The 21,864-nt window shown below is 45.8% G+C and carries 17 protein-coding genes; 10 read left to right on the forward strand and 7 right to left on the reverse strand.

The genetic code is table 11. From position 1 onward, the window contains the following. The first annotated feature begins 7 nt into the window (after window positions 1-7). Entirely contained in the window at window positions 8-880 is an 873-nt protein-coding gene (locus tag HVMH_RS10915; RefSeq protein ID WP_081822755.1) for a class I SAM-dependent methyltransferase, read from the forward strand. 324 nt (window positions 881-1,204) lie between these two features. Beyond that, complete coding sequence (locus tag HVMH_RS10920) at window positions 1,205-1,993, forward strand: DUF4395 domain-containing protein (RefSeq protein ID WP_029912066.1); 789 nt, start codon at window positions 1,205-1,207, stop codon at window positions 1,991-1,993. Window positions 1,994-2,090: 97 nt separating this feature from the next. Here HVMH_RS10920 and HVMH_RS10925 read toward each other — a convergent pair whose 3' ends face one another. Continuing rightward, window positions 2,091-2,414: a hypothetical protein gene (locus tag HVMH_RS10925; RefSeq protein ID WP_029912064.1), complete on the reverse strand. Its 324-nt coding sequence runs from the start codon at window positions 2,412-2,414 to the stop codon at window positions 2,091-2,093. Between the two features lie 201 nt (window positions 2,415-2,615). Between HVMH_RS10925 and HVMH_RS10930 the strand changes: the two genes are divergently transcribed. Beyond that, on the forward strand, window positions 2,616-2,801 hold the full coding sequence (locus HVMH_RS10930; RefSeq protein ID WP_029912062.1) for a hypothetical protein: 186 nt from the start codon (window positions 2,616-2,618) through the stop codon (window positions 2,799-2,801). Window positions 2,802-2,892: 91 nt separating this feature from the next. Here HVMH_RS10930 and HVMH_RS10935 read toward each other — a convergent pair whose 3' ends face one another. Beyond that, on the reverse strand, window positions 2,893-3,975 hold the full coding sequence (locus HVMH_RS10935) for a GGDEF domain-containing protein (protein ID WP_029912060.1): 1,083 nt from the start codon (window positions 3,973-3,975) through the stop codon (window positions 2,893-2,895). 313 nt (window positions 3,976-4,288) lie between these two features. Between HVMH_RS10935 and HVMH_RS10940 the strand changes: the two genes are divergently transcribed. Further along, window positions 4,289-5,338, forward strand: a complete 1,050-nt coding sequence (locus tag HVMH_RS10940) for a zinc-binding alcohol dehydrogenase family protein (protein ID WP_232087771.1) — start codon at window positions 4,289-4,291, stop codon at window positions 5,336-5,338. A gap of 415 nt (window positions 5,339-5,753) precedes the next feature. Here the strand turns inward: HVMH_RS10940 and recQ are convergent, their stop codons facing one another. From recQ to HVMH_RS10955, 3 genes are all read right to left on the reverse strand, one after another. Next, on the reverse strand, window positions 5,754-7,577 hold the full coding sequence (gene recQ, locus HVMH_RS10945) for a DNA helicase RecQ (RefSeq protein WP_029912056.1): 1,824 nt from the start codon (window positions 7,575-7,577) through the stop codon (window positions 5,754-5,756). 83 nt (window positions 7,578-7,660) lie between these two features. Then, window positions 7,661-10,828 (reverse strand): efflux RND transporter permease subunit, encoded by a 3,168-nt coding sequence (locus HVMH_RS10950; RefSeq protein ID WP_081822754.1) that lies wholly within the window; start codon window positions 10,826-10,828, stop codon window positions 7,661-7,663. A gap of 1 nt (window position 10,829) precedes the next feature. Then, on the reverse strand, window positions 10,830-11,969 hold the full coding sequence (locus tag HVMH_RS10955) for an efflux RND transporter periplasmic adaptor subunit (protein ID WP_051623094.1): 1,140 nt from the start codon (window positions 11,967-11,969) through the stop codon (window positions 10,830-10,832). 230 nt (window positions 11,970-12,199) lie between these two features. Here HVMH_RS10955 and HVMH_RS10960 point away from each other — a divergent pair, with 230 nt between their 5' ends. From HVMH_RS10960 to HVMH_RS10980, 5 genes are read left to right on the forward strand one after another with little or no spacing between them, the layout of a single operon-like run. Further along, on the forward strand, window positions 12,200-13,015 hold the full coding sequence (locus HVMH_RS10960) for an outer membrane lipoprotein-sorting protein (RefSeq protein ID WP_232087772.1): 816 nt from the start codon (window positions 12,200-12,202) through the stop codon (window positions 13,013-13,015). Between the two features lie 33 nt (window positions 13,016-13,048). After that, window positions 13,049-14,416, forward strand: a complete 1,368-nt coding sequence (locus HVMH_RS10965) for an ABC transporter permease (protein ID WP_081822753.1) — start codon at window positions 13,049-13,051, stop codon at window positions 14,414-14,416. Beyond that, complete coding sequence (locus HVMH_RS10970) at window positions 14,413-15,738, forward strand: ABC transporter permease (protein WP_029912041.1); 1,326 nt, start codon at window positions 14,413-14,415, stop codon at window positions 15,736-15,738. Before HVMH_RS10965 ends, HVMH_RS10970 begins: the two co-directional genes overlap by 4 nt. A 52-nt stretch (window positions 15,739-15,790) precedes the next feature. Continuing rightward, window positions 15,791-16,516 carry an ABC transporter ATP-binding protein gene (locus HVMH_RS10975; RefSeq protein ID WP_051623093.1) on the forward strand — a complete coding sequence of 242 codons (726 nt, stop codon included), beginning with the start codon at window positions 15,791-15,793 and terminating at the stop codon, window positions 16,514-16,516. Window positions 16,517-16,534: 18 nt separating this feature from the next. After that, on the forward strand, window positions 16,535-17,797 hold the full coding sequence (locus tag HVMH_RS10980; protein WP_029912031.1) for a hypothetical protein: 1,263 nt from the start codon (window positions 16,535-16,537) through the stop codon (window positions 17,795-17,797). Here the strand turns inward: HVMH_RS10980 and HVMH_RS10985 are convergent. Next, a complete protein-coding gene (locus tag HVMH_RS10985; RefSeq protein WP_051682474.1) occupies window positions 17,763-20,000 on the reverse strand; it encodes an EAL domain-containing protein in 2,238 nt (745 codons plus the stop codon). The two genes, HVMH_RS10980 and HVMH_RS10985, sit on opposite strands and share 35 nt — an antisense overlap. Before the next feature lie 87 nt (window positions 20,001-20,087). On the opposite strand from HVMH_RS10985, the gene HVMH_RS10990 reads away from it, so the two are divergent. Beyond that, a protein-coding gene (locus tag HVMH_RS10990) for an IS3 family transposase (RefSeq protein ID WP_155988733.1) occupies window positions 20,088-21,250 on the forward strand; the annotation gives its coding sequence in 2 pieces (ribosomal slippage) (window positions 20,088-20,352 and window positions 20,352-21,250; 1,164 coding nt in all). Here HVMH_RS10990 and HVMH_RS10995 read toward each other — a convergent pair. After that, window positions 21,204-21,860, reverse strand: coding sequence for a PAS domain-containing protein (locus tag HVMH_RS10995; protein WP_029912027.1), 657 nt, complete (start codon window positions 21,858-21,860; stop codon window positions 21,204-21,206). The genes HVMH_RS10990 and HVMH_RS10995 overlap by 47 nt on opposite strands. Window positions 21,861-21,864: the final 4 nt, after the last annotated feature.

The raw sequence follows: 21,864 nt of genomic DNA on the forward strand, positions 1-21,864 counted from the left end.
CCTTTAGATGAAAGCCACTCTTGCCCTCATAACAGAATCAGACACGCAATTGAACGATGCACTTTTGGCGCTGACACCAACGCTTGAACTACCATCCGTTGCGCGTGAGCAGGCGTTGAAGAAGCAGACCAATATCAGCGACTATGATTTTCTGTTGGGCTGGTTGTATCCCGAAGATGAACTGCTCCCCCCCAACCTGGCACTTTTTTCCAAAACCACCGGGCCGGTTTTCATCGACTTCCTTGGGGGCAAAAAAAACCATCGTCGCCAATTCGGTGGTGGTAAAGGACAACCGCTTGCCAGAGCTGTGGGAATAGCATCCGACTTTACCCCCAAAGTCATCGATGCGACCGCTGGCATGGGTGGAGATGCATTTGTGTTTGCCACTTTGGGCTGTGAAGTGTTGATGATAGAACGCTCCCCAATCGTCGCCGCTTTGCTGCAAGATGCATTGAATCGTGCGCACCTTGAACTGCAACTGGAAGCCGAAGGTAAAACCTATCGCTTCGACGATGATGAGCACAGTTTCTTAACCGCGACCATCAGCCGAATGCAGTTGGTAAATGCGGATGCCGCCGACTATCTTAACCACACCAAACCAGAAGCGGACGCCATTTACCTCGACCCAATGTATCCGGAAAAGAAAAAGAAAGCGGCGACCAATAAAGAAATGACAGCACTACAGGGATTGGTCGGGCCAGATATCGACTCAAGTAAACTGCTTGAGGCAGCCATGACCGTTGCCAAAAAACGCGTAGCGGTCAAACGTCCCGCTAAGGCGGAACCAATTCAACTGGAAAGCGGCAAAAAACCGTCTGCCAGTATTCAAAGCCCAAACACTCGTTATGACCTCTATGTGGTCGCATCCACCCAATCTTGAGCGTTCAGCGCCTACTTAGTTGATTAGGCTAAGTAAAACCCTTTTATTTTCTTGTACTTATTAGTAAATCTACTTGCCATAATACAAATAATTTATAACTAATATTACAACAATCTTATATAAAAAACTTTTGTCACAAAAACGTCATAAAGTCCTGTAAAATCAACCGTTTGAAAAATATTCCATAAAAGAGTTTTGTCCATTTTTAGGGCAAAACCGTTAAATATGACTCCCTTCGACCTTCCATACACTATTGAACCCTCTCTGTTCTACCCATAAAATTAAAAAGGTTGATGCAGATCAAAAAAACAATGGAGTTTTCCTATGTCTAAATTTTTTAACGACATCTCAGACGTTGTCAAAAATCTTTGGTTCAGAGATACCAAAGAAGACGCTATTTATATTAATGATGTCGCTGTTCGTATCCGTGCCGGGATGCTTTTATTTATTTCTATTTATATGAGTTTCACACTTTGGAACGCTTTCTTCGTCTCTCACTGGGTAGTAGACGGTAACACTGCTATTGATAGCGGTGATATGGATTGGGACAACAATATCATTTACAGCGTACATGCTATCAAGCGCGTGTATGACTGGACTTTCCAAACCTATTTGCTTTGGTATGGTTTATTTGAAATGTTGGCTGGTATGTCGACCATTACCGCACGTTTATCGCCAACCATCTATATTGCTTCGTTCCTAGCTAAGAGAACCGCTAAGCCAATCTGGAAGCCTTTGGCGCCTAAACGTTTTGCTTGGACAATTGGTGCGTCAATCATTGCAACGTGTTTGGTGTTCTTCAACCCTGATGTATTCGCAAACTGGGTCAATACCATTTTCCAACATGAAGTACTGCCAACGGATCGCCAATATATGTCTTACTACATTCCTTTATCTTTGGTTTGGGTATGTCTTGGCTTTATGTGGATGGAAGCGGTCATGGGCTTCTGTGTAGGCTGTAAAGTACACGCTTTGTTGGTGAAAGTCGGCATTTTGAAAGACGAATGCGAAGCTTGTAACAACATCGACTGGGATGAGATTGCACGTAAAAACCAAGAACGCTTGGCGAAAGAAGCGGCGGCTCAACAGTCAACGGAGCAACACGCCTCTTAATCTCATTTCGTGACTTCAGGAAGAACTCATTAAAAAACGGCAGGATGCCGTTTTTTAATATCTGGCGTTTATTCAGCCAACCCCAACCTGGTAGATTTTACTCGACAGGATCTTTTTTCTTGTCTTTGCCATCCGGTTTTTCGGATGACTTCTCTGTAGATTTGTCTGCCGTCTTCTTAGCGAAGCCAACGCCTTTTTTGGTTTTTGCCTTCAAGTCCAAAGACTCAACCAACTCCCGGTAATCCACCTCCAAACGGTGAAACTCCGCAAAGCTTTTTGCGATGACGGCAATGGTATTCGGCACTTCTCCCTTTTTCTTGTAAGCCTGAAGGTTCTTATCACTGACTTTAATCAGACGACTGAACTTCGGCAGGGAAATGTCGGCATCCAACAATGTTTTTTTAAATTCGACAAACGTCATGGTTTGCTCCACGCAAAAATAAGCTGGCACATTATAGCGCCTTGAACCCGTCGCAAGAAATGCTAATGGTTTGACAAACACAATAAAGTCTGCATAATCGTAATAACTTATTACCATTATATGTATTTATTGCTTAAAATAATCAAAAAAATGCATGGTCATAAGCACTCAAACTTTTCAAAACTCGTAAAGGAGTACATCATGTCAAAAGCGCTTAAGAAAAAAGCCGTCAAAAAAGTCGCATCAAAAGTCAGCAAGAAAATGCTCTCTAAGAAAAAAGCGAAGTCAGTCGTGAAAAAAGTCGCTAAAGTCGTTATGAAGAAAAAGCCAAGCAGCAAGAAAAGTGCTCGTAAAGTGGCTAAGAAAGCGGTAAAACGTATCGCTTAATTCATCCGCGTCAACCGCGAACCGCCTAGTGCGGCCTAAGATGCCTGAATGGTTTTCGGGCATCTTGCAATACCCTTATGAACAATCATCTCTAATCGTTTGCTTTCACACAGACCTGAAAGCCAGCCTCTTTTTTAGCAAGATACATTTGCTCATCTGCAAAGCGAATCAGTTCATCGCCTTCCAAAAACTCAACGGGGCCCGTTTCGCAAATCCCCATACTTAGGGTCAGTGTTGGACACTTCTTACTGAATGCTTGAATGATTTTCTTGCAGAGATTCTCTGCATATTCCGCCGAACAGTCCGGTAAAATCACGCAGAATTCATCCCCACCATATCGGCAGGCAATATCCGTTTCTCGCGTATTGTTCAACAAAATATCTCCAATGGTCTTCAAGACTTCATCTCCCCTGATATGCCCTTGGCTGTCATTCACCGCCTTGAATTCATCAATATCAAAATAGATTAATGACAAACAGGCCTGATGACGCTTGGCAAGTAGCAATTCCTTATACATCAGATCTTGAAGTGCGCGTTGATTATAGAGGTTAGTCAAAGGGTCAAGGCGAGCTTGGCGTTCAAGCTGTTCTGTACGCTCGGCAACTTTTTCTTCAAGCCCTTTGGCATAGAGTTCGGTTTTACGTTTGGCATTTTCGATTTCCGACACCAGACTATCTATATAGGTATCGAACACCAACGTAGTGTCAAAATAGAGTAGTTTGTCCAACACTTCCAGCGTATTTTCTAACTTTTCAGTATCGTGAATATTGCTTTTGAGAACACGGAAAATGAGACTTTTGAGTGTCATTACCGCTGAGAGGTAGAGTTTCGGCTCAACACCGATTCTTTTGTGCACCATGCCAATGCGTAAGCGATTGTTGACGTACTCAACATCGTAATCTCCCGAGAAGAGATCCGTCACATACTTTTGCTGTGCCAACCGTAAGCGGGCAAGTGTATCTGCGTCGCCAATCAACAACGAGATTTCATCAATTTTGGTTTGCTTTTCATAAAACTCATCGACAATGACATCGATATTCTCTTCAATCAAAGCTTTATGCTCGGATAATTGAGCCAGTTGTTCCCGTCCCAATTCCAGCAAATCCATTCTATTTCTGATTTCCACTTCACTGATTTGCATTTGCTGAAGCAAAGTTTGGTCAGTTCGCATCATCAATGTCTCTCCTGGCCATAGCAGAAATTCTTGACAACTTTCGTCCACAACTATGTTTTCGATTCTACTTCTTAAATACCAAAGTAAACCAACTTGTTTTAATTTAGCCGAGTTTATTATTCCGCGCACAAAAACTTTTATAACTTTATAAAAAAATGTCATCAACTTTGGCATCCATAAGGCTAGAAATTTGACTCAAAATAATTAAAATTATTAAAACGCACTACTCGTTGGTTCAATAATTCATTTCTAAATGATAGGTTTACATGCCCATCAAAAAGCTGAGAGAGGCTCAAGAGCAAAGGAGTATGCGATGAACGTCACAGCTGAATCCCCCGTCATCCCTGACAAAATGAGAGCACTAGCGGCACTCGCCGACAAAGAAACAAACTCAACGAAAAACCTCGTCGAAATTTCTTTACCCACACCGACCCCCACACATCGCGACATTTTGGTAAAAGTAAAGGCTGTTTCTATTAACCCAGTGGACACCAAGGTTCGAAAGCGTCATGCAGCTCAATCTAATGACATGGAACCTAAAGTCTTGGGGTGGGATGCTGCAGGCACAGTCGTTGCAATAGGCGATGAAGTCACCCATTTTCAAATTGGAGATGACGTCTGGTATGCAGGAGAAATTACCCGTCAAGGCTCTAATGCCGAATATCAACTGGTGGATGAGCGCCTTGTCAGCTTAAAACCGGAAAGCTTAAACTTTGCGGAAGCCGCGGCCATGCCCTTAACAACACTGACCGCCTGGGAACTGTTGGTAGATCGCTTACAAGTCAAACCTGATGACCACAAAGGTCTGCTGATTATTGGTGCCGCAGGTGGTGTAGGTTCGGTAATGGTACAACTTGCCAGGACCATCAGCCAAAAGATTATTGTCGGCACAGCGTCACGCCCCGAATCAGAAGAATGGCTAAACGAGTTGGGTTGCCACCATATCATCAGTCACCAAGAGTTGTTAATTCCACAAATCAAGGAATTGCACCTACCCGCTATCACACATATTGCTTCATTGACTCAAACCGATCAGCATTTTCTTGAAGCTGCTGAGATTATTGCGCCTCAGGGCAGGTTTGGCTTGATCGACGACCCTGCCACTTTTGACATAATACCTTTTAAACAAAAAAGCGTGTCAATTCATTGGGAGTTCATGTACACACGTTCAATGTTTAAAACTGATGATATGAGTAAACAACATACCATACTGAAAGAGGCCGCATTGATGGTTGATCAAGGCATCATTAAATCCACCATAAATCATCATTTCGGCAAGCTCAATCTGGAAAATCTCAAGGCTGCGCATGAATTTATTGAAACCCACTGCGCTATTGGCAAGATTGTATTGGAAGGATTTTAAGTCTTACCAACAGGTGATTTTTGGATAGCAAATTTTTTGACAAAAAAGCATTTGCAATCTTTAAATCACCATGTTCTAATACAGACGTTATGTTTAATTGTACATAACGAAACAAGCATACAAGCATAAAAATCGAGAAAGAATCACGAGATTCACACTAGATTCATTAGGGTACTCAGTTGGCTTCGCCAATTTTTTTATGCTTACCGTTATTCCCAGGTGAACATAACGATTCTCATCTCTTCAGTTGAATAGATGGGGTACGACTCTCTTTAGTTTTTATATTTATCTGTCATTTAACTAAAGATTAGACCCGAGCCAGCTTGCCTGCCTTGGGTCTTTTTTTATGCCGTTTTTTATATCTGGCGTTTAGTTCACCCACCCCAACCTGGTAGATTTTGACGAGACTTTTTGACTAAGCTTGACGAAGCAGGTTTAAAAACTCAAACCCATAACGGCTGAGCTTGGTTTCACCCACTCCGCTGATTTGCAGAAGTTCATGATCATTTTTCGGTAGAGCTACCACCATTTCCAACAAAGTGGCATCACCAAAGACCTGATAGGCGGGCTTATCTTCACTATCGGCAATCTCTTTGCGTAAGGCTCTCAAATTTTCAAAAACTTCCTGCTGGGATTCGGTCAGTCCTTCTCGCGCAGTCGCCCGCCCCTGACCGGCAGATTTTGTCGATTTCACCCGAGGTTTTGCCAGTTGTAGTTCGACCTTGCCTTTCAGCACATCCCCGGACGATGCGGTCAACTTCAACACCGAATAGTTGCGAATATCCTGCATCAAATAGCCACGATGAATCAATTGACGAAAAATACTTTGCCACTCGGCAACCGAAAATTCTTTGCCGATGCCATAGGTGCTGAGCTGTTGATGCCCCAATTGGCGAATACGTTCATTGTCCGCCCCTCTCAACACCTCAATAGCATAGCTCATACCAAAGCCTTGCTGTAATCGGTACACACAAGACAAGGCTTTTTGTGCCACAACCTTGCCGTCAAACAACACGGGCGGGTTCAAACACACATCACAATTGCCGCAGGCATGATGCATCGGATCGCCAAAATAATTCAGCAAAACACTACGACGACAGGTCTGCGCTTCGGCAAACTCAACCATGCTGGCGAGTTTGAAACTTTCTATCCGCTTTTGGTCTTCATTAGCAACCTGCTCAATAAAATGCCGAGCCGTCACCACATCTTGCGCACCGTAAAGTAACAAGGCTTCGGACGCCAACCCATCACGCCCGGCGCGCCCGGTTTCCTGATAATAGCCTTCGATGTTTTTTGGCAAATCATAGTGCACCACAAAGCGAACATTAGGCTTATCGATACCCATGCCGAATGCCACCGTCGCCACCACAATCGCCACTTCATCCCGTATAAACTGCTGATGCACTTTGTGGCGTATTTCAGCCGGTAGCCCAGCATGGTAAGCTTGCGCACGATAGCCTTTTTGTTGCAATTGCAACGCCACTTCTTCGACTCGCTTGCGGCTTAAACAATAGACAACACCGCTTTCTTCCGCTGCATTTCGCTGGTCTAAAAAATCGACCAACTGTTTAAAAGGCTGACGTTTTTCCAACACGGTATAGCGAATATTCGGGCGGTCAAACCCACTGACATGCACCTTGGGCGACTGCAATGCCAAACGATGCACGATATCCTCACGGGTAGCGGCATCTGCTGTCGCGGTCAAGGCAATAAAAGATACTTGGGCAAACACGTGGCGCAACTGACCGATACGACTGTATTCTGGCCTAAAATCATGCCCCCATTGAGAAATACAGTGCGCTTCATCAATCGCAAACAAACTGATTGGCAAGCTCTGCAACTGCTGGACAAAATCCTGATTCAACAATCTTTCGGGCGCGACATACAGCAAATCCAGTTGTCCGGTATGCAACTGCATCAACACTTGGTTGGCTTCTTCCAGACCGAGGGTCGAATTGTAATAAGCCGCTTGCACACCATTCGCCTTCAAAGCGTTGACTTGATCCTGCATCAACGAAATCAGTGGTGACACCACGATTGCCGTGCCTTCGCGTAATAATGCGGGGATTTGATAGCATAAGGATTTTCCACCCCCGGTCGGCATCAATACAAAGCAGTCTGCGCCCTGCATCACATCCTCAATCACTTCGATTTGATGGGAACGGAATTGGGTGTAACCAAAAGTCGATTGCAGACAGTCTAAGGCCTGTTGTTGATAAGAATGAGAGTCAATTGACATAACGCGTGAAAAAACCTGGGATGTTGTTCGAGCTAGAGGTGTTTATTATACCCGCTCGAAAAGCACCCCAACCTGGTAGATTTTTAGTGTTTTGCTCGACTTACCCCTTCGGGCGTCGAGTTCTTCGTTTCTGTGCCTTTGTAAACCTGCAAAGCTGCTTCAAGTTTACGCGTGGACCGTAATGGTGAACCGCTTCGTTTTGCCAATAGCGCATAGGCAACCGGAATCACGAACAAGCTCAACAACGTAGAGAAACTCACCCCCCAGAAAAGTACATCCCCTAGAATCTGACGAGATTCTGAGCCAGCACCGCTGGACAACATCAAGGGCACGGTACCCGCGACGGTAGCGATGGACGTCATCATAATCGGACGGAAACGTAATTGTGTCGCTGTTACCAATGCCGGATACAGAGACAACCCTCTATCACGCAATTGATTGGTGAACTCAACAATCAATATCCCGTTCTTAGTCGCCAGACCAATCAACATCACCATGGCGATTTCACTGTAGATATTAAATGTCAGACCATAGGCCTTCATGGCAAACACACCCCCTGCGAGCGCGAGCGGCACGGTAAGCATGATGACAAACGGCTGAATGAAACTCTCGAACTGCGCCGACAAAACTAGGAAAATCACCACTAAACCAAACAAGAATACAAACACCATCGAGCTTGAAGAAGATTGGAAATCTCTCGAGTCCCCTTTGTAATCGATGGTCGCATCTTCCGGCAAAGTCTTGCGAGTGAGTTTAGTAAGGTAATCCAACGCCTGTCCAAGGGAATAGCCATCATCCAATTTCGCGGACAAGGTAATCGACTTGATGCGGTTGTAACGATATAAACTGGAAGCCACCCCTTCGATCTTAGCCGTCACAAACATCGATAGCGGCACCATACCATTGGTTGTTGAAGAACGCAGATAAATCTGTTCCAAATCCTGCGGTGTTTTGAACCACTTGGAATCCGCTTTGAGGATGATATCGTACTCCTCGCCGTTATATTTCACCGTAGTGACCTTTTTACTCCCGAGCAGGGTCTGCAAAGTCTCACTGATGTCTTGATAGGTTACGCCCAAAGCCTTGGCCTTTTCATAATCCACATGCAAACGCAATTGCGGTTTATTGGGTTCAAAATCCCAATCTAAACTGTTCAAACCGGGGTTGGTTTTAGCGATGGCATCATCCATCTTTTCTTTCCAATCGGCTAGCACTTCATAACTTGGGCCACCAATAACGAATTGCACCGGTTTCTGGATGCGCCCGCCAATGGCGGAACGCATCACCGGAATCGCCTTAACCCCTGTTAGATCAGACAATTTCTTGCGCACTTCATTCATGATTTCAAAACCGGAACGGCGCTCAGACCAGTCGTTCAACACCACGATAACAAAACCGGAATTGAAGATTTCCGAGTTGCTGAATGAACGTGGCGCACGCACTAACAAGCGCTTGGCTTCGCCATCATTCACCAACGGCATCAAACGTTTTTCAATTTCCGCCATGTAACTTTGCATATAGTCGAAGGTCGCCCCTTCAGGCCCTTTGACCATCACGAAAAAGACCCCACGGTCTTCTTTCGGTACATATTCTTTCGGCACTTCTTTACCAAAGTACAACATGCTTGCGGATAGCACCGCCAAAACCAGCAGCATCACCCAAGGGTGTCGCAGGTTTTTAATCAGTAATTTCCTAAACCAGAACAGACGTTTATCAGCTTTGCCTCGTTTCACTTCACCAGTAACGGCATCAATCTTGCCGACACTATCGGCTTTTTTCTTGAGCAGAATAGAAGCCAATGCGGGTGACAAACTCAGCGCTACCCACATGGAAAAAATCACCGCCACCGCGAGGGTCACGGCGAACTCGGAGAATAACCGCCCGATATTACCTTCCAAAAAGCCAATCGGCAGGAATACGGCCACCAATACCATGGTGGTGGCAAGCACGGCAAAACCAACCTGGCGTGTTCCCAGGTAAGCAGCAGCAATCGGCTTATGCCCCATCTCGATATGACGTTGCGTGTTTTCCAGCACCACGATGGCATCATCCACTACCAGACCGATTGCCAGCACCAGTGCCAACAGGGTCAAGAGGTTGACGGAGAAGCCAAGCATCCACAGCACCCAAAAGGTTGCCATAATCGACACAGGCAATGTCACCATCGGCACCATCGCGGCACGGAAACTGCGAAGGAACACCAGCATCACCCCCACTACCAGCGCTAATGCGATGGCAAAGGTTTTATACACTTCATTGATGGCTTCTTGAACAAATACCGAAGCGTCATAACTTGAGTGGAGTTTAAGGCCTTCCGGCAATGTCTTATTCACCAAATCTTTACGTTCACGCGCCAGCTCTGCCACAGTCAACGTATTGGCGGTGGATTGTTTCACAATACCAATACCCACCATCGGAATACCGTTACCGTTGAAGATTCGGCGGCGTTCCACCGCGCCCATATACACTTGCGCGATGTCACTTAAAGTCACTTGACCGATTTGCTTGTCTTGTTTGACCACAAGGTTTTTAAAGTCTTCCACCGTTTGCATCGGTTTATCGACTTGCAAGTTCAGCATCACCTGACTACCTTGCAAAGAACCAATCGGCAACTCGACGTTGGCGGAACGCAATTGGTTTTCCACATCCTGAGTGGTCAGACCATAAGTCGCCATTTTTTGTGGATTCAGCCAAATACGCAATGCCAAAGATTGCCCACCACCAACACGAACATTCGCCACGCCGTCCAACACGGAAAAACGGTCTACGATATAACGCTCGGCATAATCGGTAAGTTGCGGCACCGTCATACGATCACTCGCAAGGTTGAACCACATAATCGGACTGGCATCACTATCTGCTTTCTGCACCTGTGGTGGGTCAGCCTGTTCCGGCAAGTCATCTGTTACACGTGAAACACGATCACGGATATCATTCGCCGCGTCATCAATATCCCGATCAATCGTGAACTCCACTTTGATGCTTGAGCGCCCATCGGAAGAAGTCGATGCAATAGAGTCTATCCCTGCAACCCCGGAAATCTGATCTTCAATGACTTTGGTGATACGGTTATCCACCACATCGGCAGAAGCACCGAGATAATCGGTGGTGATCGTAACAATCGGTGGATCAACATTTGGATATTCCCGCAAACTCATGCGGTCAAAAGACATTAAGCCAAAAGCGAACAATAATAGAGAGACAACGGCAGCAAATACCGGCCTTTTAACGGACGTATCGGAAACCCACATATTATTTCACCGCCGCTTCGCCAGATGGATGCTTTACTTTTTTCACAGGTGCCAGTAGTTGTGATTGCGGTTGGTCGGTCTGCATGACCTTAATTTTCACCACAGCACCAGGGCGCAAACTCATAATCCCTTGACTGACAATGACGTCTCCAGACGCAATACCTTTCAAGACTTGCGTTTGTTTAAAGCCGCGATCTCCGGTTTGGATTTCAACCTTTTCCATTTGATACACATCTTTGTTTTTAATCGGTTTCAAACGGTAAACGAACTGGTGGTCTCCAATCGCCAAAATCGCACTGGAAGGGATGCGCAACTGCTGCTGAGGCGGCATCAACAAGTGCGCTTCGACCACCATGTTGGTCTTCAAACGATTTTCAGGGTTTGTCACTCTGGCTTGCAGTTGCACCATACGCAGATTGGACTGCAATCTAGGAGCAATGGCGAACACCGCACCCTTGAAAACTTGATTCGGGAAAGATGCTGTGCGCAATTCCACTGATTGCCCGACTTTCAATTGACTCAGATAACGGCTCGGCAACAAGAGTTCTACTTTCATCTGGCTGGTATCATCCAAACTCACAATGGTCGAACCCGCAGGAACATAAGCCCCGACACTGAACTGATGAAAACCGACTTGCCCGGCAAAAGGGGCATACAAACGTCTATCGGAAATCTGCGCTTCAATGACTTTACGCTTGGCGACGGCCGTTTTCCAGTCGCTGTAATACTGGTCAACCATCGCCTTGGTAACATTGCCTCGACCTTCCACTTCTTTCACTCGGTCATATTGGCGTTTGGCTTCTTCCGAGACTTCTTTTGCCTCTTCCAACAAAGCCAACTGTTCTTGAGCATTCAACTCCACCAAAAGCTGACTTTTACGAACCATCTGCCCATCTTGAAAATGCAGGTCTTTCAACACGTCAGAAACCGAGGCCGCGATATTGACAGAATCTTTTGCTTGCAGGCTTCCCAATGCGCGTAGCGTTTGCTGAACCGGTTTTGGCTTCACTTGATAAGCAATGACCTCAACTGCCTTTGGCGCCGGTTTTTCTGCCGCCGACACATTGGCGCTCAATACAAGCGCTGTCAGGGTGCCGAAAAGTAAAAACGAATGGGAAAAAACGCGCGAGAAGAGTGCCATAAAAAAGAAATTCCAAAAGTCATTCCATACGTGATTATTGCCGGAATGAAAAACATTACCAAATGAAAATAATTGTAGGTCGGAACCCGTTTTTTTGCAAAGAAATATCGCGGCTAACCCTGACCGATTCATGGAGATTTTGAGCTTCTTCAAAAGGTAATTTGACTCTATTTGATACGGTGTTTAGAATCCATGCATAACACCCACTTTTTCTGGGGAGAATTTTTCTGATGGAACAGTCCTTTACACCCTTTGGTCGACGCAGGATGTGTCGCCTCTCTCAAAGCTTTTTGATTTCTTTTCTAAGCTTGCTTCTATTTTCACCCCATATCGCCTATGCCGCTGAATCGTCGGATAAAGTCGATGTGCAGGCATTGGTTCGTCATGTCGACAATCTATGGCGCGGCACCACGTCTCATGCCGATATGACCATGACGGTAAAAACCCAGCATTATCAGCGCGAACTCACACTTGAAGCCTGGTCTCGGGGCACGGAAAACTCTCTGGTCGTCATCCAGGATCCGATCAAAGATCGGGGCATTGCTACCCTTAAAGTTGGCGAAAACATCTGGAACTATCTACCAAAGATCAACCGTGTCACCAAGATTCCACCCAGCATGATGTCCGGCTCCTGGATGGGAAGTCATTTCACCAATGACGATTTGGTGAAGGAAAACACCTTTGAAGCAGACTATAACGTCAGCCTGACCTTTTCAGGTATGCGTGATGGACAAAAGATTTATGAAATCACCGCCCTGCCTAAAGAGAATGCCGCCGTCGTTTGGGGCAAGGTGGTGATGGATGTCATCCAATCTTCACTGACGCCGACGCGCGCCGACTATTATGATGAAGACGGTAAATTGATTCGTCGCATGACTTTCAGCGACTTCAAGAAAGTGAACGACAAAATCGTGCCGATGATTATGAAGTTACAGCCAGAAGACAAACCGACGGAATCCACCGTGCTCGAATATAACAAGATTGAGTTCAACGTGTCCGTTCCACAAAGTTTCTTTTCACTGCAATCCCTTAAAAGAAGACATTGAAATGAAGACTTCACAGAGACTTAAAGCTGCATCATGAAAACGCCTAGCACCCAGTCCCAACTCACTCACGCCAATCACGGATCGGGGTTTTTGCGCATGCTGCTGTTTATCTCATGGCGTAACATCTGGCGAAACCCAGTGCGAAGCCTACTCACGGTTTCTGCGCTTTCCGGTAGTTTGGTGATGTTAATTCTCTACTCAGCCATGCTTGAGGGTATGTCCGATCAAATGATAAGTTATGCCACAGACATTTCCACCGGCAAGTTACAAATTCACCGCAAAGCCTACCTTGACGACCAAGACCTTTACGCCACTCTGTCATGGCAAACTCTTGATCAGCTGGAAAAGCAAAATCCTGATCTTAAATTTGCGCCACGACTTTATGCCGCTGGTTTGGCAAGCTCCAAACAAAACTCCACCGGTGTATTGATTGAAGCGGTCGATCCCAAACAGGAAAACCAAGTCACCCATTTGCTCGAACACCTCCGTAACGGCAAAGCTGACTTGGAGATGGCGCCCATCAAGAATGACACACAAGACGAGATTAACCCTGAAGGTTATGGCGTTTTGGTCGGCACACAATTGGCGAAAAACCTCCAACTGACACTTGGCAGTGAGCTGATTTTGATGACACAAGCTGCGGATGGCAGTATTGGTAACGCCTTGTACCGGGTCACTGGCATCCTCAGCCCGTTTGACCCTAACTTCGACCGTATGGGCGTCCTGATGTCAGTACCCGCCTATCAGGACTTGATGGCGATGCAAAACGGCATCCATGAAGTTGCGATCAAAACACCGGAAGATGCCGACTTAACGGAAATCCAACAACACTTGCAGCAACAGCTGGCAGAGATTTCCACTCAGCAAGTGAAATCCGGCGACACACTTAAAAACCTTGGCGGGAAATTTGTTGTCGAAACCTGGAAACAACTCAATCCATCCGTTGCCAGCATGCTATCACTCAGCCGCTCCATGCTGCTGATTATCGGTGTTATCGTTATCAGCTTGGCTGCTTTGGGTATGATTAACACGCTGATGATGGCGATTCACGAACGCACCCATGAATTCGGCATTTTGCTCTCTATCGGCTTAAAACGCTGGGCAATATTGGTGATGATTTTATTGGAATCCCTTTACCTAGCTGTCTTGTCTGCCATCATCGGCGCTGTGATTGGCGGCGCTGTGGCGCTACGCTTTGAACACCACGGCATTGATTTCAGTAGCCAATTGCCAGACGGTTACGATTGGGCAGGTGTCGTATTTGAACCCATCATGAAAGGGGCGATTTCAATGGAGCAAATCTGGCAAGCCGTTATTATGATGCTGGTATTGACCGTTATTGCCTCTTTGATTCCGGCACTGCGCACGCTAAAACTGAACACAGCGGAGGCGATACGATGAATCAAGCCAGTCAGACCCCAAAACGTTCGACCCCAACCTGGCAGATTTTAGTTACCACGCTAGGCACTATGGCATGGCGAAATCTTTGGCGTAACCGCAAGCGTACCGTTATCACTTTGAGCTCAATTGCCGTCGGTTTCGCCTTGGCGGTTCTATTCATTGGTATTGGTGATGGTAGCCACAACTCGATGATTCGCAATGCCATCCAACTCGGCGAAGGTCATATTACTGTCCAACCGAAAAACTACCTAGCTGCGCCGAGTAACCATTCTTTCCTTCACAACGGAAAACAACTTGTCGCAGCGATAAAGGCGCTAGACCTGCCTGGAAAAGTGATGCCAAGAATTTCCATCCAAACGCTTGCCAGTACAGCCAACAACTCGGTGGGTGCTGGGCTGCTTGGCATTGAGACTGAAAGCTCTCTGCATCACCCGCTTGACCCCATGGCAGAAAAGCTCAAACCCACCTTAATCTCCGGCGCATGGTTAACGCCGGATGATGAACGCGGGGTGATTATCGGCTCCGGCATGGCGCGCAAACTCAAGGCAAAAATTGGTAGTAAGATTGTGCTGATGGCAGGTAAAAAAGGCGGAGACTCGCAGGCTTATCTAGCTAAAGTTCGAGGTATTTTCCATGCCCCGATGGATGAGATGAATGACTTCTTTATCGTCAGCCACTTGTCTTTTGCCCGCCAATTTCTGATCGGTGAGGGTGGAGACGCCTTCCGCGAGCCGCTTACCCGTATCGCGATTTTCTTACAAGACCCTCACACACAGGATGACTGGAAACAAAAACTGAAAAGTCTGCTGAAAAACGACAATAGTCTGGTTGTGCTCGACTGGCAGGAAATGATGCCGCAACTGATTCAATTCATCGCGCTGGATAATGCAGGGAACTACGTCTTTTTGGTGTTCATCTTGATTATGGTGGTTTTTGGTATTTTAAACACGGTGCTAATGAGCGTACTGGAAAGGACTCGAGAGTTTGGTCTATTAAGAGCTTTGGGAATGAATCGCCAGCATTTGTTGTTACTGGTATTGTTTGAGTCCCTATTTTTGAGTTTACTTGCCATGATCGCCGGTTGGCTACTGGGGGGACTGACACACTTATGGTTCAGCCATCACGGTATTGATTTCTCCTCGTTTATGGAAGGTGGAACCAGTTTGATGGGCACAATGATGGACCCTATCATCTATACGGAACTCTCTTGGGATCGTGTGAAACAGTTGACGGAAATCGTTTTTATCACCACCATGGTGACAGGCATTTACCCGGCGGTAAAAGCAGCTAAAGTCACGCCAGTAGAAGCTCTGCGAACTTAAAAAATCAGTACTTAAAGAAGTTGATGAATCGCCAAATGAATAGGAAAAACATATGTCGGACAACCTAGAGAATCAGAACCATCAGACAGATGATTCACCACTATTGTCGCTGGAACATATCAACAAATTCTACCAGCAAGGCGAGCTACAGGTAGAAGCGTTGACTGATGTTAACCTGACAGTTAAGAGAGGCGAGTTTGCGGCACTGGTTGGCCCTTCCGGTTCCGGCAAAACCACCCTGCTCAACATCATCGGTGGATTGGATAGACCTTCCGAAGGCTCAGTGAATCTCAACGGCATTGATATGACCCAATTGTCCGAGTCGGATTTATCCAACTTCCGCCTGTATCAACTTGGCTTTATTTTCCAAGCCTACAACCTGGTTCCGGTTTTGAACGCATTGGAAAACGTCGAACTGGTGATGGTATTGCAAGGCGTGGATGAAAAGGAGCGCCGAACTCGTGCCGAACATTATCTGACTTTAGTTGGGTTGCAAGATGTGATGCTTCGCCGTCCGGCAGCGCTCAGTGGCGGACAGCAACAACGTGTTGCCGTCGCTCGAGCCTTGGCGGCAAACCCAATGTTAGTATTGGCGGATGAACCTACCGCCAACCTCGACTCCGAAAACGCTTTTGCTTTGCTGGACATTATGCATAGGTTATCGCATGAAGAACAAACCACCTTCCTGTTTTCAACACACGACCCTCGAGTGATGGAACGAGCAGAACGCATTATTCGGTTACGTGACGGTAAAATCGAACACGATGGTAAAGGCTAACCAAAAGGTCAAACCACCATGTGGACTTTGAAACACCCTCTTTCATTCTGCCTGCTAGCCATAGAGATACTGGGTTACACGTCAGCCAGCTGGGCCTCTCCTCAGTTCACCGGGCGCGTCGCAGTGTTAGGAGCATTAGCACATGCCGATGCAGACCAAGCCGGAGGCAACGGAAAAGACGCTTACCTCAATGCTAATCAGCAAGGTTTACGTTTGATGCTAGACGATACTTCAGCTCAAGACCAATGGTCGATACATTTGCGAACCGTCCGTCAGTATGTGGAAAATTATCCAATCAGCAATCTCCACAGTTCGGATCTGTTCCGGGCAAAAACCTTGTCGGACGATTGGACCGACACCTCGCCCAACACCCAGACAAAAATCGGCTATGAAATTGACCGCGCGGTTTACAAAGCGCAAATCCCTCAGATCGCCAAGTTGTTTGGCGATGCTTCCGCCAGTGCTTCTATCGGTCGTCAGCCGATTGATTGGGGCGCTGGACGCTTCTGGCAGCCTATGAACGTCTTTGGCAGTTTCGCGCCCACAGACTTGGACACGGACTTCAAACCAGGCATTGATGCCGCGACATTCGACTTTTACCCCAGTGCTTTTTCCTCTTTGACAGCGGCCTATGTGTTTTCATCGGACGCTCAAACCCTATCAAAAGGGAAAAACAATGTGGCTTTGCATTATCGTGCGCAGGTTGGCGATGTTTCTGAACTGGGGTTGATTGCCGCAGACGTGTTGGACAACCAAATCTACGGCGGTTCTTTCGAAACGACTTGGCAAGGCATGGGCTTTCGTGTCGAAGGCACTCGAACCTATGACAAGAATGCGAAGCGTGACTATAACTTTTGGATAGCCGGTATCGACTATCAATTTGACAATGGCATTCTGATTGCAGGGGAAGTCTATAACAACGAGCGTGGTGCTGAAAACGTCAACCAACTCAATACCGTGGCATCGCAAGCTTGGTATCGTTATGGGTTGCTACCGCAACTAAGCCGTCAGGTGGCGGGCATCAGTCTCCAAAAAGATGTCACTCCACTCTGGCAGGTGCAATACCTTTTACTATCCAGTTGGTTGAAAGACTCCCGACAGAACACTGAAGCTTCGTGGCTGAACCAAATCAATGCCACCTATTCGGTCAGCAATGAATCGAGTTTACTGATTTCCGCCCTGTTCACGGAAGGGAAAGGCTTGAGCGGTAACCAGCAACTCAATTCAGAATTCGGTGCCGTACCGCTTAGCTTAACGGCGAAGTTTGTGATGTACTTTTAAGCTGCTGACAGACCTTTTCCAAAGATTGGGGTCTTGCGTAGTAAAACCCTTGAATAATGTCACACCCCAATTCCTTAAGCATTTGAACCTGTATCTCAGACTCGACACCTTCCGCAACCACTTTCTTCCCTAATGCTTGCGCCATCGAGATGGTTGCAGAAACAATTGCATAATCATCTGAATTTGAATGCATATGATCAATAAATTGCTTATCGATTTTCAAATGTGTACTTTTAAACTGCCTTAAAACTGCAAGCGATGAATATCCTGTTCCAAAGTCATCAATGGCGATATCCACACCATTACGCATGAACACATCCATCAGTTTTTGTACATCTTCCGATAGTTCTGCATAAGCGGTTTCAGTAATTTCAAACTCCAGATCCTGAAACGCTAAATCACTGTCTTGAATCGCTTTTAGCAACTGACCGAGATTATCTGAATTCATCAACTGCTTGCCTGACAAATTGATTGAAACACGGCAATTAAACCCGGCTTTACGTAAAACAGGAAGATCTGTTGCCAACCGATCAATTTCCCATAAACACATTGCTTGAATAAGATTTCTATTTTCCACAACTGGGATAAATGATGCAGGGGAACTCACAGCTTGAAGTTCCTCTGGTGCATTTGGCCAACGAATCAACGCTTCTGCTCCAACTACTTTTTCCGTCTGTGGATCAAACTGCAACTGATAGTGTAATTCGAATCCGTCATTTTGCAAAGCATGGTTTAAAGCATTAAACAGTGCCATGTCCTGATGCACTTTACTCGACATCGATGGCTCAAAAAACACTGCGCGCCCTCGCCCAAAATTTTTAGCCTGATAAAGCGCAATATCCGCTTCAGAGATCACTGAATTTCTGGATTTACTTGGATCACAAAAGACAATACCAATACTGGCAGATGTTTGTATTTCATGCCCATCTATATCAAAAGGTGTATCAAAAATCCGGAGAATTTCATCAGAAAAATGTCCCGCATCCACCCCTCTCTCATCAGGGCTTAGGAGAATCGAAAACTCATCTCCTCCCATTCTGGCCAAAACATCTCTATCACGAAGCTTACGCTGTATACGACTGACCAAATCGACCAATAATTTATCACCTGATGTATGCCCCAGTGAATCATTTACTTCTTTAAAATGATCAATATCCAACAACAACAGAACTGCACGATGGCTGCTATCGCGTTCAGCCACCAATTCTTCTTTTAACTTATCTAAAAACATCCTACGGTTCGGCAAGCCTGTCAGGTTGTCATAGAAAGAAAGATGGCTTATCTTTTGTTCTTGCTGTATATCCTCCGAAATATCCCTAAAAGTAACCATCGCACCAACAATCTGGTCATCTTGTCGAATTGGCTTGCTCCAGTATTCCACAGGGAAGGAGGTGCCATCCTTTCTCCACAACACTTCATCCTTAACATGATAGTCTTCGTGGGTGCTTATTGGCATACTCATTCTGCACCGCTCAACCGGGATTTTATGACCATCTGGATGAGAGTGATGAATTAACGAATGATTTTGATGCCCGATCAGTTCCGCTTCCTGGTATCCCAACATATTCAAGGCCGCTGGGTTGGCGAAAGTTGTATTTCCTTCAAGATCTAAACCGAAAATTCCTTCATTGGTATTGTTCAATAACAAGCTACTCATTTGCTCAACTTCAAAGTAACTTGTCATATCAACTAAATAGCCATATAGCGATTTAACATCCCCATTTCGATGGTATTCGGCTTGGTTATAATCGTAAAAATTACGATATACGCCAGCCTTGGTTTTCAATCGGTAGGACAGCTCAAAACAGGAATACTGTCCAAACAGATTTTCATTCAACGCCGACTTGATCCGTTCATAGTCACTGGGATGAATTAAGCTTCCAAAGGAAAAATCCTTGGACATCATTTCTTCGGTTGTATACCCCAACACATTTTCAATATTTTTTGAAACATACACTATGGGCCAATTTTCTGTGGGTTCCCACTGTAAAACAATCGCGGGACCACCAGCAAATAGGTTTCTTTCCGCTCTCAGCGAGTTTTCAATTTCTTTCTCTTCTGAGATATCATCTAGCACCCAAATAACCCCTTTCGATAAATCTGCAGGGATATGGTCATCAATCGCCTTACCACTGATGCGCCCCCAAAACATGCTGCCGTCCATCCGTTTGAACTGGTAGTCAATATGTTTAGCCTTTTTCATTGCCAAACTTGAGTGGTAGTGAACTGGTCTAATGGAAACGGACACTTCAATGAGAGACAATAGATGTTGTCGAATCTAGGAGTGGTTATGAATCAGAAGCGAGTTTATAAAACTTACACCAAAGAATTTAAACAAGAAGCGGTCGCGCTTGTCACTGAACAAGGTTATAGCGTTGCTGAAGCGGCGCAAGCGCTAGGCGTTAATCCAAACTTGCTTTACAAGTGGAAAGACAAGCTTGAAGCGCAAACCAATGGTGCGGCCTTAAGCGATAATGAGCGTGAAGAACTCAAAAAGCTGCGAGCTGAAAACAAGCGGCTTCGAATGGAAAAAGACATTTTAAAAAAGGCCTCAGCCTTCTTCGCCCGAGAAATGCACTAGGATTTGAGTTTATCCATACGTTGGCGCAAGAAGGCTACTCGGTTAAATTAAGCTGTAAGGTGATGAGTTTTAGCCGCTCCGGCTATTACGATTGGATCAAGCGTCCCAAGGCTATTATTACCGAAGAACAACTGCGACTGTATCGGCGAGCTAAAGCCCTTTTTATAGCCAGTCGAAACAGTCTCGGTTCACGAGAACTGATGAAGCGATTACGTAAAGAAGGCTTTAAGGTTGGGCGCCACAAAGTCATCAAGTTAATGGAAATCTTAAACCTAAAGGTTGAACAGCGTGTTGCATTCAAAGTCACCACAAAACGGGACCCAAGCCACGCTGTGGCAGATAACCTTGTGAACATGGACTTTAACCCCACAGGCATGAATCAAGTGTGGGCCGGTGATATCACCTATTTAAAAACCGCACAGGGTTGGCTATACCTGAGCGTGGTGATGGACTTGTACTCACGCCGGATTATCGGTTGGTCAATCAGCCCGCGCATGACCACCGAACTCGTGCTTGAGTCGCTCAAGCAAGCCTACTGGCTTAGAAAGCCGCCCAAAGGGGTGATCTTCCATAGTGATCGTGGATCACAATACACCAGTGACGCATTTAGAGCGCAGCTGAAACAATTCAAAATCCGAGCCTCAATGGGCGATGTTGGCGCGTGTTGGGATAATGCCGTGGTTGAAAGGTTCTTTGGCAGTTTAAAGCATGACTGGCTGCTCAAAGTACATCAACCTAACCATGAGCATATGATTGACGATGTGAAAGCGTATATGCGTTATTACAACTTAGAAAGGCTTCATACAAGCAATGGTGACATGAGTCCTATTGAATATGAAAATTATAAACGTGATGTGTCCGAAATTGCTTGACCAGTACATAGAGCTTTCCAAACTCCACAAACTCATCCTCTGAAACATGGAATTGTCGAACGGATAAACCAATTACATCTTTCGCCGAGTTGGCGCCAACAATATTAATGAAAGCACGGTTACAACTTGTAATTTTGCGCTCACCATCAACCTTTAAAATCCCGATTTGCGAGTTTTCAAAAATCGCTGTCATTTCCTGCTGACTGTCTTGTAGCAGCCTTAATGCTTCTTTTCGTTTTTCAATAGGAAAGAATGCAGCGACCATCAAAGACTCATCATGCCAAACAATCTTGTTAGCCGTAATCTCGACAGGAACAATCTTGTCATCACCGCGTACCATCTCAGCCTCAAGAGAAATTACCTCTCCTCTTGTCAAGGCTTCGACATGCTGTGAAAATGGGTTTTTACTCTGATCAGCTTGGGGATGAAATGATGATTGATTGACGCCAATCATCTTTGCCTGATCACGCTTTAACAGCTCCGCAAAACGTTTATTGGCAAAACGGACCTTACCATTAAGCTCTACTATTCCTACTGCAATAGGCAAGTGGTCAAGAAGTTCATAATGATCGGAAAACTCATGTTTCTCATGCGCATCGAAAAATCTCATTAGC

The sequence above is a fragment of the Hydrogenovibrio marinus genome, assembly GCF_013340845.1.
GTDB lineage: Bacteria > Pseudomonadota > Gammaproteobacteria > Thiomicrospirales > Thiomicrospiraceae > Hydrogenovibrio > Hydrogenovibrio marinus.